The organism is Streptococcus oralis (assembly GCF_001983955.1).
Classification (GTDB): Bacteria; Bacillota; Bacilli; order Lactobacillales; family Streptococcaceae; genus Streptococcus; species Streptococcus jiangnanensis.
On record NZ_CP019562.1, the window covers coordinates 295,350 to 312,975 of the forward strand.

General features: G+C 40.7%; 8 protein-coding genes. 6 read left to right on the plus strand and 2 right to left on the minus strand.

The window, feature by feature from the left end; all coding sequences use genetic code 11:
- Window positions 1–206 precede the first annotated feature (206 nt).
- Together BWR56_RS01485 and BWR56_RS01490 are read left to right on the plus strand one after the other, a co-directional pair.
- Window positions 207–5,297 carry a Spy0128 family protein gene (locus tag BWR56_RS01485; RefSeq protein ID WP_076984308.1) on the plus strand — a complete coding sequence of 1,697 codons (5,091 nt, stop codon included), beginning with the start codon at window positions 207–209 and terminating at the stop codon, window positions 5,295–5,297.
- A 453-nt stretch (window positions 5,298–5,750) separates the two neighbouring features.
- A complete protein-coding gene (locus tag BWR56_RS01490) occupies window positions 5,751–7,856 on the plus strand; it encodes an AAA family ATPase (RefSeq protein WP_049504893.1) in 2,106 nt (701 codons plus the stop codon).
- Window positions 7,857–7,915: 59 nt separating this feature from the next.
- On the opposite strand, the gene BWR56_RS01495 is transcribed toward BWR56_RS01490, so the two are convergent.
- A complete protein-coding gene (locus BWR56_RS01495) occupies window positions 7,916–8,398 on the minus strand; it encodes an S-ribosylhomocysteine lyase (protein WP_000032545.1) in 483 nt (160 codons plus the stop codon).
- Between the two features lie 94 nt (window positions 8,399–8,492).
- Window positions 8,493–9,977, minus strand: coding sequence for a DUF1846 domain-containing protein (locus BWR56_RS01500; RefSeq protein WP_076984309.1), 1,485 nt, complete (start codon window positions 9,975–9,977; stop codon window positions 8,493–8,495).
- A 152-nt stretch (window positions 9,978–10,129) separates the two neighbouring features.
- Here BWR56_RS01500 and BWR56_RS01505 point away from each other — a divergent pair, with 152 nt between their 5' ends.
- The 4 genes from BWR56_RS01505 to cpsA all read left to right on the plus strand — a co-directional run bounded on the left by BWR56_RS01505 (window position 10,130) and on the right by cpsA (window position 17,626).
- Window positions 10,130–11,740 carry a glycoside hydrolase family 13 protein gene (locus BWR56_RS01505; protein WP_076984310.1) on the plus strand — a complete coding sequence of 537 codons (1,611 nt, stop codon included), beginning with the start codon at window positions 10,130–10,132 and terminating at the stop codon, window positions 11,738–11,740.
- A gap of 169 nt (window positions 11,741–11,909) precedes the next feature.
- Window positions 11,910–13,877: a peptide ABC transporter substrate-binding protein gene (locus tag BWR56_RS01510; RefSeq protein WP_053091803.1), complete on the plus strand. Its 1,968-nt coding sequence runs from the start codon at window positions 11,910–11,912 to the stop codon at window positions 13,875–13,877.
- A gap of 147 nt (window positions 13,878–14,024) precedes the next feature.
- Window positions 14,025–15,986 (plus strand): peptide ABC transporter substrate-binding protein, encoded by a 1,962-nt coding sequence (locus BWR56_RS01515; RefSeq protein WP_076984311.1) that lies wholly within the window; start codon window positions 14,025–14,027, stop codon window positions 15,984–15,986.
- A gap of 194 nt (window positions 15,987–16,180) precedes the next feature.
- The gene (gene cpsA, locus BWR56_RS01520) at window positions 16,181–17,626 is read left to right on the plus strand and encodes an LCP family glycopolymer transferase CpsA (protein WP_049504887.1); all 1,446 of its coding nucleotides are present in this window, start codon (window positions 16,181–16,183) and stop codon (window positions 17,624–17,626) included.

The window sequence follows — 17,626 nt, forward strand, 5'->3', positions numbered from 1 at the left end:
TTATTCGTAAAATAGTTAAAATTGAGTTTGTTTTACTTGACAGAATGACAAGTATAATGCTAGAATGTATGTGGTTATTTATGTTTAATACTTAAAGTGTTTGGAGGACTTTAACTACTAAATATCAAATAATCTGTGATTTCTTCTTCGTTTCTCAGGAGAGGGATTAAGAACATTGAAAATAAAATATAGAAAAGAGGGGAAACATGGCAAAAAGCAAAATGCTGAAATTGCTTTCAAAACTTTCAGCTGCAGCTCTTTCTGTCTTGACACTTACATCTGTTTCAACAAATACTGTTAAAGCTGATGACCCAACGCCAAAGGAATTAACGCAAGTTATTACAGGTGTTGAGTTGTTGGATGCTTCAGATACGAAACAGAATGTAACATCTGAGGGAGATTATGCAGTTCGTACAGGGAATGCCTACAAGCTTCGTGTAACGTTTGATCTCAAACAATACAATGAGAACTTGAACAATGGTGATTATTTCACTTTCGACATTCCTGCACCAATGACAGTCTACAACGGCACTCAACAGTTGGTTGACCCAGCTACGCAAGTAACGATTGGGGAAGCAGTTGTAACATCAAGTGGTAATGACAAGGGTGGTAAAGCAAAAATTACCTTGAAAAACTTGGACAAGTACCTAGCTGCAACCGGTGGAGATAAAGTTAAGGATGTATCTGGTAACTTTGCGGCTTCATTCCGCTTCCTAACAGACCAGAACAAGACACCAATTAGCTTTAATTCTTCTTCTATGAAGCAAGAAGTAAACCATACGTATACTGCTAAGACAATCACAGGTCCTAAAGTTGGTACTGAGAACTATGCGAAAGCTGGTGGACAAGCTTCCCGTGAAAGCTGGAACTCTCCAAAACTAGCAGCTATCGGATCAGTAAGCTCAGGTAATGAGCAATCAAACTGGCGTGTACGTGTGAACACAGAAAAACAAGATTTTGGACAAAACATTGTGCTTCATGACACAATTCCAAATGATGACACATCCTACACACCAGCTCAATACATTCCAGAAAGCTTGAAGATTTACAAGGCTGATATTAACGGCGGTACTTCTGCTGTTCCTCCAGGAGCAGAACTCATGGTAGAAGGCACTGACTATACAGTTGCTTGGAACTCAAACTATACATCATTTGATGTTACAATCAAAGATGGAACGACTTCTTACTTCGTTACATATAGTACTACCACTCCAAATGATGGTACGAAAGTAGCAAATATCATAGCTTTGTCTCTTGCGGACGGAACAAAACTTGCACAAAATACAAGTCGCCCAGGTGCGCTTAGCATGAAAGCGGAAGCAACATCTTTGATTTCTGGTACAATTGTAGCATCTACAGCTTACCAAATTAAGATTAATAAGACAGACGCGTTCACTCTTACACCTGTTCAAGGAGCAGTTTATACTGTGACAGCAGCAGATGATGCAAGTGAAACAACAGAAGTGACTACGAATGAAAAAGGAGTAGCGCTTACTAAAACTTATGATCAGAAATGGGAAGGTAAAACGTTCAAGATCAAAGAGAAGACTGCTCCAGCTGGCTATAAGCTAGATGAAAAAGAGTATACAGTCAAACTCGGAGCAGCAGGTTCTACGATCAACCTTAAGGACGAGCCTGTTCCAGCTGTGTTCAATGTAACAGCTAAGAAAGTGGTAGAAGGTCGTACAGATAAACTTCCAAAAGCGGATGAGTTTACCTTTAACCTATATACAGCAGAGAACTTGAAGACTCCAGTAGCCACAGCGAAATCAAAAGCTGATGGAACGATTACCTTCGAGAACATTGAAGTAAAAGGTGCGGGAACTTACCACTACGTCATCAAAGAAGATACTTCAGCAGCAATCAATGGTATCACTTTTGATGAAGCAGGTAAGGAAGTTACTGTAACAGCAACATTCCAAGGTGGAGTATTGACAGCTTCTGTTACTTCAGCAGAACCAACTTTCACTAACACTTATAAAGCAGCTTCAACAAGTGCGACAATCAAAGCTAAGAAAGTCTTGAATGGTAAAGAGCTTGTGGCTGATGCTTATACTTTCGAATTGAAAGAAAAAGATGCAGTTGTAGCAGAAGCTAAGAACGCTGCTTCAGGTGAAGTTGTCTTCAACGTCAACTACACAGAAGCAGGAGAGCACACTTACACTATTACTGAGAAATCAGGAACAGAAGCAGGTGTGACATACTCAACAGAATCTTACACAGTTAAAGTAACTGTAGCAGATAACGGTCAAGGTCAATTGGTTGCGACTGTGGAAAATCCGACTGCAGAACGTGTCTTCACTAACACTTATAAAGCAGCTTCAACAAGTGCGACAATCAAAGCTAAGAAAGTCTTGAATGGTAAAGAGCTTGTGGCTGATGCTTATACTTTCGAATTGAAAGAAAAAGATGCAGTTGTAGCAGAAGCTAAGAACGCTGCTTCAGGCGAAGTTGTCTTCAACGTCAACTACACAGAAGCAGGAGAGCACACTTACACTATTACTGAGAAATCAGGAACAGAAGCAGGTGTGACATACTCAACAGAATCTTACACAGTTAAAGTAACTGTAGCAGATAACGGTCAAGGTCAATTGGTTGCGACTGTAGAAAATCCGAATGCAGAACGTGTCTTCACTAACACTTATAAAGCAGCTTCAACAAGCGCGACAATCAAGGCTAAGAAAGTCTTGAATGGTAAAGAGCTTGTGGCTGATGCTTATACTTTCGAATTGAAAGAAAAAGATGCAGTTGTAGCAGAAGCTAAGAACGCTGCTTCAGGTGAAGTTGTCTTCAACGTCAACTACACAGAAGCAGGAGAGCACACTTACACTATTACTGAGAAATCAGGAACAGAAGCAGGTGTGACATACTCAACAGAATCTTACACAGTTAAAGTAACTGTAGCAGATAACGGTCAAGGTCAATTGGTTGCGACTGTGGAAAATCCGACTGCAGAACGTGTCTTCACTAACACTTATAAAGCAGCTTCAACAAGTGCGACAATCAAAGCTAAGAAAGTCTTGAATGGTAAAGAGCTTGTGGCTGATGCTTATACTTTCGAATTGAAAGAAAAAGATGCAGTTGTAGCAGAAGCTAAGAACGCTGCTTCAGGCGAAGTTGTCTTCAACGTCAACTACACAGAAGCAGGAGAGCACACTTACACTATTACTGAGAAATCAGGAACAGAAGCAGGTGTGACATACTCAACAGAATCTTACACAGTTAAAGTAACTGTAGCAGATAACGGTCAAGGTCAATTGGTTGCGACTGTAGAAAATCCGAATGCAGAACGTGTCTTCACTAACACTTATAAAGCAGCTTCAACAAGTGCGACAATCAAAGCTAAGAAAGTCTTGAATGGTAAAGAGCTTGTGGCTGATGCTTATACTTTCGAATTGAAAGAAAAAGATGCAGTTGTAGCAGAAGCTAAGAACGCTGCTTCAGGCGAAGTTGTCTTCAACGTCAACTACACAGAAGCAGGAGAGCACACTTACACTATTACTGAGAAATCAGGAACAGAAGCAGGTGTGACATACTCAACAGAATCTTACACAGTTAAAGTAACTGTAGCAGATAACGGTCAAGGTCAATTGGTTGCGACTGTAGAAAATCCGAATGCAGAACGTGTCTTCACTAACACTTATAAAGCAGCTTCAACAAGCGCGACAATCAAAGCTAAGAAAGTCTTGAATGGTAAAGAGCTTGCGGCTGATGCTTATACTTTCGAATTGAAAGAAAAAGACGCAGTTGTAGCAGAAGCTAAGAACGCTGCTTCAGGCGAAGTTGTCTTCAACGTCAACTACACAGAAGCAGGAGAGCACACTTACACTATTACTGAGAAATCAGGAACAGAAGCAGGTGTGACCTACTCAACAGAATCTTACACAGTTAAAGTAACTGTAGCAGATAACGGTCAAGGTCAATTGGTTGCGACTGTGGAAAATCCGACTGCAGAACGTGTCTTCACTAACACTTATAAAGCAGCTTCAACAAGCGCGACAATCAAAGCTAAGAAAGTCTTGAATGGTAAAGAGCTTGCGGCTGATGCTTATACTTTCGAATTGAAAGAAAAAGATGCAGTTGTAGCAGAAGCTAAGAACGCTGCTTCAGGTGAAGTTGTCTTCAACGTCAACTACACAGAAGCAGGAGAGCACACTTACACTATTACTGAGAAATCAGGAACAGAAGCAGGTGTGACATACTCAACAGAATCTTACACAGTTAAAGTAACTGTAGCAGATAACGGTCAAGGTCAATTGGTTGCGACTGTAGAAAATCCGAATGCAGAACGTGTCTTCACTAACACTTATAAAGAACCAGCTCCAACAGCTACATCAGCAACACTTGAGTTTACGAAAGAATTGACTGGTCGTACTTTGGTTGATGGTGAATTCCAATTTGAATTGTATGAAGGTACAAAACTACTTGATACAAAAACAAACCAAGCTGGAAAAGTAACATTTAATGCAATCAACTATGATGCAGAAGGTGAGTATACTTATACTGTAAAAGAAGTGAATGCTGGAGCAACTGGTATTACTTACGATACAGAAAAGACTGCAGTGGTAAAAGTAACCAAAGATGCAGCAACAAATGCCTTGAAGGCAACTGTTGAATACCCAGCAGGTAGTGTCTTCACGAATAGCTTTAAAGCACCAGCGGTAGAAGCTACGATTGAAGCAACTAAGAAACTTGAAGGTAAAGAGCTTGCGACTGATGCTTATACTTTCGAATTGAAAGAAAATGGTGCAGTTGTAGCGGAAGCTAAGAACACTGCCGAAGGGAAAGTAGCCTTTGTTCGTTCATTCGAAGAAGCAGGTACTCACACTTATACCTTGGTTGAAAAAGTTGGTACTGAAGAGGGTATTGAATACGATAAGACTGAGCATACTGTAACAGTCACTGTAGTTGCGGATGGTCAAGGTCTCTTGACTGCGACTGTCTCATATGCAGATGGTAAAGCAGTTGTATTTACAAATAAATACACTGTTCCAAACCCAACACCGGATCCAAACCCAACGCCAGATCCAGCACCAACGCCAGATCCAGCACCAACGCCAGATCCAGCACCAACGCCAGATCCAGCACCAACACCGGATCCAGCACCAACACCAGATCCAGCGCCAACGCCAGATCCAGCACCAACACCAGATCCAACACCAGCACCTCCAGCTACTGAGAATAAAGGTAAAGCTGAACTTCCAAACACAGGTGAAGCAACATCTATCTTCTCAGCAATTGGATTTGTAGTATTGGCATTGAGTGGATTGGTATTCTTCGTAAAACGTAAAGCTTAAGCTTTCGTAGAAGAAACATAAAACTTGGTAAGTGAGAATTATACTTCTCTCTTAAACTTGATAGAGAAAGTCTCTAGAAAATTCGTTTTCTAGGGGCTTTTTTTGTACTTCAAAAAATTTTTTAAAAAAATAGTCAAATTTGGTCAAAAAGTTATTGACTTTTACTGACTAAAGTGGTATAGTAGAAACATAAGGAAAATGAATTCCTTAGAAAACTTCATTTTCAATGATCCTATTTCTTGAAAATGTATGATAGATACCCTAGAAAGGGGTGAGGCCTATGTTAAATCTAACAGATTTTGAAAAGAAGATGATAAAAGGCTTATTTAAGAAAGAAAAACCAGAAATTATACGTAGGGTAGCTAGTTAGCTAGTCTAAAATTTTTAAAACAAAGGTCAAAGATAGTCAATATCAGAGATCGCATATAATTAAGAATAAACGAGGTAAAGAATATGAACAACAACTTTAATAACTTTAACAACATGGATGATTTATTTAACCAATTGATGGGTGGTATGCGAGGATATAGTTCTGAAAACCGTCGCTACTTGATTAATGGACGTGAAGTGACACCTGAGGAATTTGCTCACTATCGTGCAACTGGGAAATTACCAGGAAATGCAGAATCTGATGCGCAAATGCAACAACAGGCTTCAGGTATGAAACAAGACGGTGTCCTTGCTAAACTAGGTCGTAACTTGACCGCAGAAGCTCGTGAGGGCAAGTTGGATCCTGTTATCGGACGAAACAAGGAAATTCAAGAAACATCTGAAATCCTCTCACGTCGTACGAAAAATAATCCTGTTCTGGTCGGAGATGCAGGTGTTGGTAAGACAGCTGTTGTCGAAGGCTTGGCACAAGCTATTGTGAATGGAGGTGTTCCAGCTGCCATCAAGAACAAGGAAATCATTTCTATTGATATCTCAGGTCTTGAGGCTGGTACTCAATACCGTGGTAGCTTTGAAGAAAACGTTCAAAACCTAGTCAACGAGGTGAAAGAAGCAGGAAATATTATCCTCTTCTTTGATGAAATTCACCAAATCCTTGGCGCTGGCTCAATCGGAGGTGAAAGTGGTTCTAAAGGTCTTGCGGATATTCTCAAACCAGCTCTCTCCCGTGGTGAGTTGACTGTTATTGGGGCAACGACTCAAGACGAATACCGTAACACTATCTTGAAGAATGCAGCTCTTGCTCGTCGTTTCAACGAAGTGAAGGTCAATGCTCCTTCAGCAGAGGATACCTTTAAAATTCTTCAAGGAATTCGTGACCTCTATCAACAACACCACAATGTCATCTTGCCAGACGAAGTCTTGAAAGCAGCAGTGGATTATTCTATCCAATACATTCCTCAACGCAGCTTGCCAGATAAGGCTATCGACCTTGTCGATGTAACGGCAGCTCACTTGGCAGCTCAACATCCTGTAACAGATGTTCATGCTGTTGAACGGGAGATTGAGGCAGAAAAAGACAAGCAAGAAAAAGCAGTTGAAGCAGAAGACTTTGAAGCAGCTCTCAATGCTAAAACTCGCATTGCAGAATTAGAGAAAAAAGTCGAAAACCACACAGAAGACATGAAAGTGACTGCCACTGTCAATGATGTGGCCGAGTCCGTAGAGCGTATGACTGGTATCCCAGTTTCTCAAATGGGGGCATCTGATATCGAACGCCTAAAAGATATGGCTCATCGTTTGGAACACAAGGTTATCGGCCAAGATAAGGCAGTAGAAGCAGTGGCTCGTGCTATTCGTCGTAACCGTGCTGGTTTTGATGAAGGCAATCGCCCAATCGGTAGCTTCCTCTTTGTAGGTCCAACTGGGGTTGGTAAGACCGAGCTCGCTAAGCAATTGGCACTGGATATGTTTGGAACTAAGGATGCGATCATCCGCTTAGATATGTCTGAATACAGTGACCGCACAGCCGTATCTAAATTGATCGGTACAACAGCAGGTTATGTGGGTTATGATGACAATAGCAATACCTTGACAGAACGTGTTCGTCGCAATCCATACTCTATCATTCTCTTGGACGAAATTGAAAAGGCTGATCCTCAAGTAATCACCCTTCTCCTTCAAGTCTTGGATGATGGTCGTTTGACTGATGGTCAAGGAAATACAGTGAACTTCAAGAACACAGTCATTATCGCGACATCAAATGCTGGATTTGGCTATGAAGCCAACTTGACAGAAGATGCGGATAAACCAGAATTGATGGAGCGTTTGAAACCATTCTTCCGTCCAGAATTCCTTAACCGCTTTAATGCAGTTATCGAGTTCTCACACTTGAATAAGGAAGACCTTTCTAAGATTGTGGACTTGATGTTGTCTGAAGTTAACCAAACCTTGGCTAAGAAAGACATTGATTTGGAAGTCAGCCAAGCGGCAAAGGACTTTATCACAGAAGAAGGCTATGACGAAGTCATGGGTGTTCGTCCTCTCCGTCGTGTGGTTGAACAACAAATTCGTGATAAGGTAACAGATTTCCACTTGGATCATCTAGATGCCAAACATCTGGAAGCAGATATGGAAGATGGCGTTTTGGTCATTCGTGAAAAAGCCTAACTTAAGATTTTGAGAATAAAAAAAGAAGGAACTAGCTAAAAGCTGGTTCCTTTTTGTGTTTAGATGACATGGCGCTCAAAGGCATCATCTGAAATTCCTTGTTCTAGGATGAGTTTCGCCCATTCTTTAGCAGAAAAGAGGCTGTGGTCCTTGTAGTTTCCGCAAGATTCGATAGTTGTTCCTGGGACATCTTCCCAAGTAGTAGTTTCAGCGATTTCCTTTAGTGAATCCTTGATGACAGTAGCGATTTCAGCGCTAGTATGGCGTCCCCACATAATCATGTGGAAGCCTGTACGGCAACCAAATGGTGAACAGTCAATCATGCCGTCAATTCGGGTACGGATGAGTTTGGCCAAGAGGTGTTCGATAGTGTGAAGCCCAGCAGTAGGGATAGAGTCTTCATTTGGCTGTACCAAGCGAATATCAAAGTTGGAGATGATGTCTCCCTTTGGCCCCGTTTCTTCCCCAATCAAGCGAACATAAGGTGCTTTAACAATGGTGTGGTCAAGTTCAAAACTTTCAACAATAACTTCTTTTGACATGGTAGTTCCTTTCAGTTTTCTTCTTTCATTATATCATAAAGACTGCTCTTGAAACAGAGAGAAAACCTCTCCAAGAAAGGAGAGGTTTGAGTTTTTATTTCCGATACAAGCGATCGTATTGGTAGAATGGGTCAAAGGTTATGTTGATACCCAATTTTCGTAGGACATTCTTGTCTTCATCGGTCAGGATGATGGTTGAGTGGGCTTCGCTTCCTTTGAGATTCCCAAGTTCTTCCATGGCACGCGCAGCATCAGAATTTTCCATGGCTGTGATTGCAAGTGCAATCAAAATTTCATTTGAGTGGAGGCGAGGATTGCGGCTACCGAGATGATTGATTTTAAGACCTTGAATTGGTTTGACGACTTCAGGCTCGATTAATTTTACTTCCTTAGCGATGTTAGCTGATTTTTTGATGGCATTGATCAAGGCAGCAGCTGTAGGACCAAAGAGTTCAGAGTTTTTACCAGTCACGATTTCCCCATTTGGCAATTCAAGGGCTAGGGCAGGGCCACCAGTTTCTTCTGCTTTTTGGCGTGCAGCGACAGCAACCTTACGGTCTGCAGGTGTGATACCGAGGTCGTTCATGAGAAGTTCAATCTTCTTGACAGCAGTTTCTCCGACTTTTTCAGCTTTAAAATCAAGAACAGTTTGATAGTAGCGACGGATGATTTCTTGTTTAGAAGCTTCGACAGCAGCTTCATCATCTGTAATAGCGAAACCAACCATGTTGACACCCATGTCTGTTGGTGAAGCGTATGGAGATTCACCTAGGATACGTTCCAACATACGTTTGAGCACTGGGAAGATTTCGATATCACGGTTGTAGTTGACAGTGGTTTCTCCGTAGGTTTGGAGATGGAAGGGGTCAATCATATTGACATCATCAAGGTCCGCAGTTGCAGCCTCGTAGGCCAAGTTGACTGGATGATGAAGGGGTAGGTTCCAAACTGGGAAGGTTTCAAACTTAGCGTAACCAGACTTGATGCCATTGAGTTGGTCATGGTACATATTGGACATACAAGTGGCCAATTTTCCAGAACCAGGTCCAGGAGCGGTTACGACAATCAAGTTGCGACTGGTTTTGATGTAGTCGTTTTTCCCCATACCTTCAGGAGAAATGATGTGGTCCATATCGGTCGGATACCCTTTGATCGGATAATGAAGATAAGAATCAATCCCGTTTTTATCTAACTGGTTGCGGAAGGCATCTGCAGCGGGTTGGCCAGCGTACTGTGTAATGACAACGGAGCCAACAAAAATTCCCAGCTCATTGAATTTGTCAATCAAACGAAGAACTTCTTGGTCATAAGAAATGCCCAAGTCACCACGCGCTTTGGAATGCTCGATATTGCTAGCGTTAATGGCAATCACAACTTCAACTTGCTCTTTCAATTCTTGCAAGAGCTTGATTTTATTGTCAGGCTCATAACCAGGAAGGACTCGGGCAGCGTGGAAATCTTCCAACATTTTGCCACCAAACTCCAAGTAGAGCTTGCCGTCAAATTGGTTAATGCGCTCCAAAATGTGGTCGCGCTGTAGATTCAAATATTGTTCAGAACTAAAAGCTTGTTTTTTCATTTTTTTACCTCTGACCTCTATTATAATAAAAAATTGGAAGTTAGGAAACTACGGAGTCAAAAAAGAAATCAAAAAGATTAGGCAAACGCTTGCACTAAGTTTAAAAAAGCGCTATCATAGACTATAGATTATTAAAATAATGAGGTAAGAAGATGCAAGAAAAATGGTGGCACAATGCCGTAGTCTATCAAGTCTATCCCAAGAGTTTTATGGATAGCAATGGAGATGGCATTGGTGATTTGCCAGGAATTACCAGTAAGTTAGACTATCTAGCTAAGTTAGGAATCACAGCTATTTGGCTTTCTCCTGTTTATGACAGCCCTATGGACGATAATGGTTATGATATTGCTGATTACCAAGCGATTGCAGCTATTTTTGGGACTATGGAGGATATGGACCAACTCATCGCAGAAGCTAAGAAGCGTGATATTCGAATTATCATGGACTTGGTGGTCAATCATACCTCAGATGAACACGCCTGGTTTGTCGAGGCTTGTGAAAATCCTGATAGCCCTGAGCGTGACTACTATATCTGGCGTGATGAGCCCAGTGATTTGGAGTCTATCTTTAGTGGGTCTGCTTGGGAATACGATGAAAAGTCAGGTCAATATTATCTCCACTTTTTCAGTAAGAAACAGCCTGATCTCAACTGGGAGAATGAAAAACTGCGCCAGAAAATTTACGAGATGATGAACTTCTGGATTGATAAAGGTATTGGTGGTTTCCGTATGGATGTTATTGACATGATTGGGAAAATTCCTGATGAGAAAGTAGTCAATAATGGTCCTATGCTCCATCCCTATCTCAAGCAAATGAATCAAGCCACCTTTGGAGATAAGAATCTCCTGACAGTAGGAGAGACCTGGGGAGCAACGCCAGAGATTGCCAAGCTCTACTCGGATCCAAAGGGACAAGAATTGTCAATGGTCTTCCAGTTTGAACACATCTGTCTTCAATATCAGGAAGGGCAACCTAAGTGGCATTACCAAAAAGAGTTAAATGTAGGGAAATTAAAAGAGATTTTTAACAAATGGCAGACAGAGCTGGGAGTTGAAGACGGCTGGAATTCCCTCTTTTGGAACAATCATGACCTTCCTCGTATCGTCTCTATCTGGGGTAATGACCAAGAATACCGTGAGAAATCTGCCAAAGCCTTTGCAATCTTGCTTCATCTTATGAGAGGGACACCCTATATCTACCAAGGTGAGGAGATTGGGATGACCAACTATCCATTTGAAACACTGGATCAAGTAGAAGATATTGAATCCCTCAACTATGCGCGTGAAGCTCTTGAAAAAGGCGTTCCGATAGAAGAAATCATGGACAGTATCCGTGTCATTGGTCGTGACAATGCCCGTACTCCGATGCAGTGGGATGAGAGCAAAAACGCTGGTTTCTCAACAGGTCAACCTTGGTTGGCAGTTAATCCAAACTACGAAAAAATCAACGTTCAAGAAGCACTGGCAAATCCAGATTCTATTTTCTATACTTATCAAAAACTCGTTCAAATCCGTAAGGAAAACAGTTGGCTGATTCGCGCTGACTTTGAATTGCTTGATACGGCTGATAAGGTTTTTGCTTATATCCGTAAGGACGGTGAGCGCCGCTTCCTAGTTGTGGCTAACTTGTCCAATGAAAAACAAGATTTTTCGGTAGGAGGAAAAGTCAAATCTGTCTTGATTGAGAACACTACTGCTAAAGAAGCAGTTGAAAAACAGACCTTAGAGCCCTGGGATGCTTTCTGTGTGGAACTAACGGATTAAAATAAGTGAACCTCAAGCCTTTGATGCTTGGGGTTCTTTTACTAAAAAATATATAGAAAACCCTTTAAAAAATATTTGTTAGAATTTTCTAAAAAATCTGGCGAAAGTTCTTGCTTTTATGAAAAAATAGGGTATAATGGTGAAAACACTATCTTTAAGGAGATTACTTATGAAATCGAAAAAGTGGCTCTTAGGAGCAGGTGCTGTTTTGAGTGCAGCCCTACTGTTAACTGCTTGTGGGCAAAGTGAAAAGAAAGCGGATGCTCCCAAGACATTCTCTTATGTCTACGCTATGGATCCATCTTCTTTGGACTATAGTGTGACGAGCAAGAGCTCAACTTCTGACGTTATAGCAAACGTTGTTGATGGTCTTTTGGAAAATGATAAGTATGGGAACTTAATTCCATCACTTGCAGAAGACTGGTCTGTTTCAAAGGATGGTTTGACTTACACCTACAAACTTCGTAAGGGTGTAAAATGGTATACTTCTGATGGAGAAGAATACGCTGAAGTTAAAGCTAAAGACTTTGTTACTGGGCTTAAACATGCCGCTGACGGAAAATCAGATGGTCTTTCTTTGATTCAGGATTCTATCAAAGGTTTGGCAGAGTATATTAGTGGTGAGAGCAATGATTTCTCTACCGTAGGAGTTAAGGCTGTTGATGATTATACGGTAGAATACACGCTCAACAAACCAGAAAGTTTCTGGAACTCTAAGGTCACAACGGCAACCATGCTTCCGGTTAATGAAGAATTTTTGAATTCTAAAGGGAGCGACTACGGTGCACCAACTCCATCGGGTATCCTATATAATGGTCCTTATTTCTTGAAATCATTGACTTCAAAATCAGTCATCGAGTATGAAAAGAATCCAAACTACTGGGATAAGGACAATGTCAAGATTGACAATATTAAACTAACTTTCTACGATGGATCAGACCAAGAATCTTTGATTCGTAGCTTTACACAAGGAGCTTATACAACAGCCCGTCTCTTCCCAACAAGCTCAAACTTTGAGTCGACTAAACAAGAGTACGGCGATAAGATTGTTTACAGTCCACAAGAAGCGACAAGCTACTACCTCACTGTTAACGTAAACCGCCAATCTTATAATAAAACAGCTAAAACAGACGAAGCTCAAAAAACATCAACGAAAGAAGCTCTTCTCAACAAGAACTTCCGTCAGGCGCTGAACTTTGCCCTTGATCGTCATTCTTATACTGCTCAGTTGAATGGTGAAGAAGGTGCGAACAAGATTATCCGTAACAGCCTAGTGCCGCATGACTACGTTCAAGTGGGTGAAAAAACCTTTGGAGAGTTGGCACAGGCAGAGCTCGTTTCATATGGAGACCAGTGGAAAGATGTAGCCCTTACAGATGGCAAGGATACGATTTACAGTCCTGAAAAAGCTAAGGCAGCCTTTGCTAAAGCCAAGGAAGAATTGCAAGCCAAGGGTGTTACCTTCCCAATCCATTTGGATATCCCCGTTGAACAAACAGATGTAATCGCGGTTCAACAAACTAACTCACTCAAGCAGTCTATCGAATCATCACTTGGTACTGAAAATGTCATTGTTGATGTCCTTCAAATGACCGATAATGAGAAAATAAGCATTACGTCTCAAGCCAAGGTTCCATCCCAAAAAGACTATGACTTGAACGGAACTGGTTGGGGACCAGACTATCAAGACCCAGCTACCTACCTCAACATCCTTGATGCTAAGAAGGGTTCTGCCCTTAAACACTTGGGGATCACTCGTGGAAAAGATCCAGAAGTGATGGCTCAAGTCGGTCTAGACGAATACAAGAAACTCTTGGATGATGCCGCAGCTGAAACAAGCGACCTCAATAAGCGTTACGAAAAATACGCTAAAGCGCAAGCTTGGGTATCTGATAGTTCGCTTTTGATCCCAGTTGCTTCTTCAGGTGGTTCTCCAACGGTTAGCCGTACTGTACCATTCACAAAAGCATACTCTCAAGTCGGAATCAAGGGAGACCCATTTGTGTTCAAAGGTTTGGAATTGCAAAATGATGTTGTGACTGCAAAAGAATACGAAGAAGCCTTCAAGAAATGGCAACAAGAAAAAATCGAGACAAATGCCAAATACCAAAAAGAACTTGAAAAACACGTCAAGTAATCTATAAATAGAAAAGGAAGTTGCAGGAAACTGTGCTTCCTTTTGTGTTTTGAGACACCAGTTGTCATAAAAGCAGTAACTTTACATTTTTGAATAAATTTGATAAAATATGGTTATGTTATAAAAAGTGACATAAAGGAGTGAATGATGATCAAAATGAAAAAAAGACTAATCGGGACAGGTCTTGTCTTAGCGACAGGGATTTTGCTCTCTGCATGTGGACAGTCCAACACAGATACTAGCACTTATTCATCAACATTTAGTGCGAATCCAACAACTTTTAACTATCTTCTAGATTATTATGCAGATAACACTGCCGTTATTACCAATCTCGTAGATGGTTTGTTAGAAAATGACAGCTATGGGAACCTCGTACCTGCTCTTGCGGAGGATTGGTCTGTTTCATCAGATGGTTTGACCTATACCTACAAGCTTAGAAAAGATGCCAAGTGGTATACAGCTGACGGTGAGGAATATGCTTCAGTTAAAGCTCAGGATTTTGTCACTGGGATCAAATATGCCGCGGACAACAAGGGGCAAGCCATGGATCTGATCCAAAATTCAATCAAGGGATTGAATGACTATGTGACGGGTGTGACCAATGACTTTTCAACTGTCGGTGTCAAAGCCTTGGATGATTACACAGTCGAGTACACTTTGACTCGACCAGAACCATATTGGAATTCAAAGACAACCAATAGTATTCTTTTCCCAGTCAACGAAGAGTTCTTGAAATCAAAGGATAAAGATTTTGGTACCTTGACACCAGACAGTATCCTTTATAATGGTCCATATCTGTTAAAAGATTTCACATCAAAATCTTCGATCGAATATGTGAAGAATCCACACTATTATGACCATGATAAAGTAACCATTGAAAAAGTTAAGTTAGCTTACTTTGATGGGTCAGATCAGGAGATGACCATTCGAAACTTTGAAAGTGGTGCTTACTCGATTGCAGGAGTCTATCCAAATAGTTCGAACTATGCTAAGACAAAAGAAAAATACCAGGACAATATCGTCTATAGCTTACAAGACAAGACATCTTGGTATTTTAGCTTTAACGTCAACCGTAAAACCTATAATCATACCGCTAAAACAACGGACGAACAAAAGAAATCAGCTCAAACAGCTATCTTAAATAAAAATTTCCGTCAAGCTATCAACTTTGGTATTGATCGAACAGCCTACTCTGCTCAATCTAACGGTGAAGAAGCAGCGAGCAAAACCCTTCGTAATACTCTGGTTCCTCCAACATTTGTCCAGGTGGGAGATAAGACCTTTGGAGAAGTAACAGCTTCTAAGCTTGTGAACTACGGAACTGAGTGGTCCGGTATCAATTTGGCAGATGCTCAAGATGCATACTTTAACAAGGAAAAGGCCCAAGCAAAATTTGCGGAAGCTAAAAAGGAATTAGAAGCCCAAGGCGTGACTTTCCCAATCCATTTGGATGTCCCTGTTGATCAGACGAATAAAAATGCGGTTTCTGGTATGAACTCGGTTAAACAAACCCTTGAAACAGTACTAGGTTCTGACAATATCGTCATTGATGTTCAACAGCTTTCAACAGATGACTTTGGAAATGTTGCTTTCCTAGCACCAAATCCAGCAGCTCGTGACTACGACCTAAACTTTGATGGTTGGGTTGGTGATTACCAGGATCCATCAACTTATCTAGACCCCTTCAATGCTGAAACTGGTTTCTATCTCAAAATTTTTGGTCTTGATGCCAAGGAAGACCAAGAACTCATTAAGAGTTTGGGGCTCGATATCTATACGAAACTTCTAAAAGAAGCAGATGTTGAGAACGAAGATGTTGCTAAGCGTTATGAAAAATACGCTGAAGCTCAAGCTTGGATGATTGACAATTCTCTAGTCATGTCTGCTATGTCAAATGGTGGTACAGCCTCTGTAACCAAAGTAACTCCGTTTACACGTGCCTACTCCCTAGTGGGAATCAAGGGTGACGGAAATAATTATAAGTACATGAGATTACAAAAAGACCCTGTTACCAAGAAACAATTTGACGAAGCTAAGGCTAAGTGGGAAGCAGAAAGTAAAAAAGCTATCGAAAAGAGCCAAAAAGAGTTTGAAAACCACGTAAAATAAAAAAAGAAAGACAAGCTGGCACTATAAATTGCCCTTGTCTTTTTAATTTGTCATTGAAAAATGAAGTTAGTATAATTTTAAAGCAAATAAAGAACACAGAAGTGAATGAAAACGCTGAGAATGACGGGAATAAATGGAATTTCTTTCATAAATGTGATATAATAATCCTAATTATTAACGTATAGGGGATTAACATGAATAGACGTTCAAAGAGAACTCGTTCTGGCAACATGAAACGAAATATTAACATAGTCTTATTAACCATTTATCTACTGTTGGGTGGTTTTTTGCTGTTCTTGATTTTTAGACACAACATTTTAGCCTTTAGATACCTGAATATTATTTCTGCAGTTCTCGTTTTATTAGCTGCTTTAGTAGGACTACTGCTGATTGTTTATAAAAAAGCTGAGAAGTTTACGGTCTTCTTTTTGACGCTTGCCATCTTAGTTAGTTCAGTTTCTCTCTATGCTTTGCAACAGTTTGTCGGTTTTACCAATCATATCAATTCGACGTCAAATTACTCAGAGTATTCGATTAGTGTGGTCGTTTTGAAAGATAGTGAGATCAATAATGTGACTCAACTGGATACGGTTACGGGGCCAACAGAGACAGACAATGACAATATTCAAAAGTTGTTAGCAGATATTAAGACCAGCCAAAGTAAGGACTTGACAGTTGAGAAAGCGACTTCTTACCTAGCAGCTTATAAGAGTCTGCTTTCTGGTGAAACGAAAGCAATCGTCTTAAATAGTGTCTTTGAAAATATTATTGAAGCAGAGTATCCTGACTATGCTTCTAAAATCAAGAAAATATACACTAAAAATTTGATTAAAGAAGTTGCTGCGCCTAAGGTATCGAAGAATAAAGCTTTCAATATTTATGTGAGTGGTATTGATACCTACGGTCCAATCAGCTCAGTTTCGCGTTCAGATGTAAATATTTTGATGACGGTGAACCGTGATACCAAAAAAATCCTTCTCACTACAACTCCTCGTGATTCCTATGTTCCGATTGCGGATGGAGGAAACAATCAAAAGGACAAATTGACCCATGCAGGGATTTATGGAGTAGACTCGTCGATTCATACCCTGGAAAACCTATATGGTGTGGATATCAATTACTACGTCCGTTTGAACTTCACTTCTTTCTTGAAGTTGATTGACCTTTTAGGTGGCGTAGATGTTTATAATGACCAAGATTTCACATCTTTACACGGGAAGTTCCATTTCCCAGTTGGGAATGTCCACTTAGATTCTGAGCAGGCTCTGGGATTTGTTCGTGAGCGCTACTCTCTAGCAGATGGAGATCGTGACCGTGGACGAAACCAACAAAAGGTTATTGTAGCTGTGATTCAGAAATTAACATCAACTGAAGCTTTGAAGAACTATGACAATATTATTCAAGGATTACAAGATTCTCTTCAAACCAATATGCCTTTGGAAACCATGATGGATCTAGTCAATACTCAGTTAGAGAGTGGAGGAAATTACAAAGTCAACTCTCAAGACTTGAAGGGAACTGGTCGTATGGACCTTCCTTCTTATGCCATGCCAGATAGTAACCTCTACATGATGGAAATCGACGATAGTAGTTTGGCTGCTGCGAAAGCTGCTATCAATGATGTGATGGAGGGGAAGTAG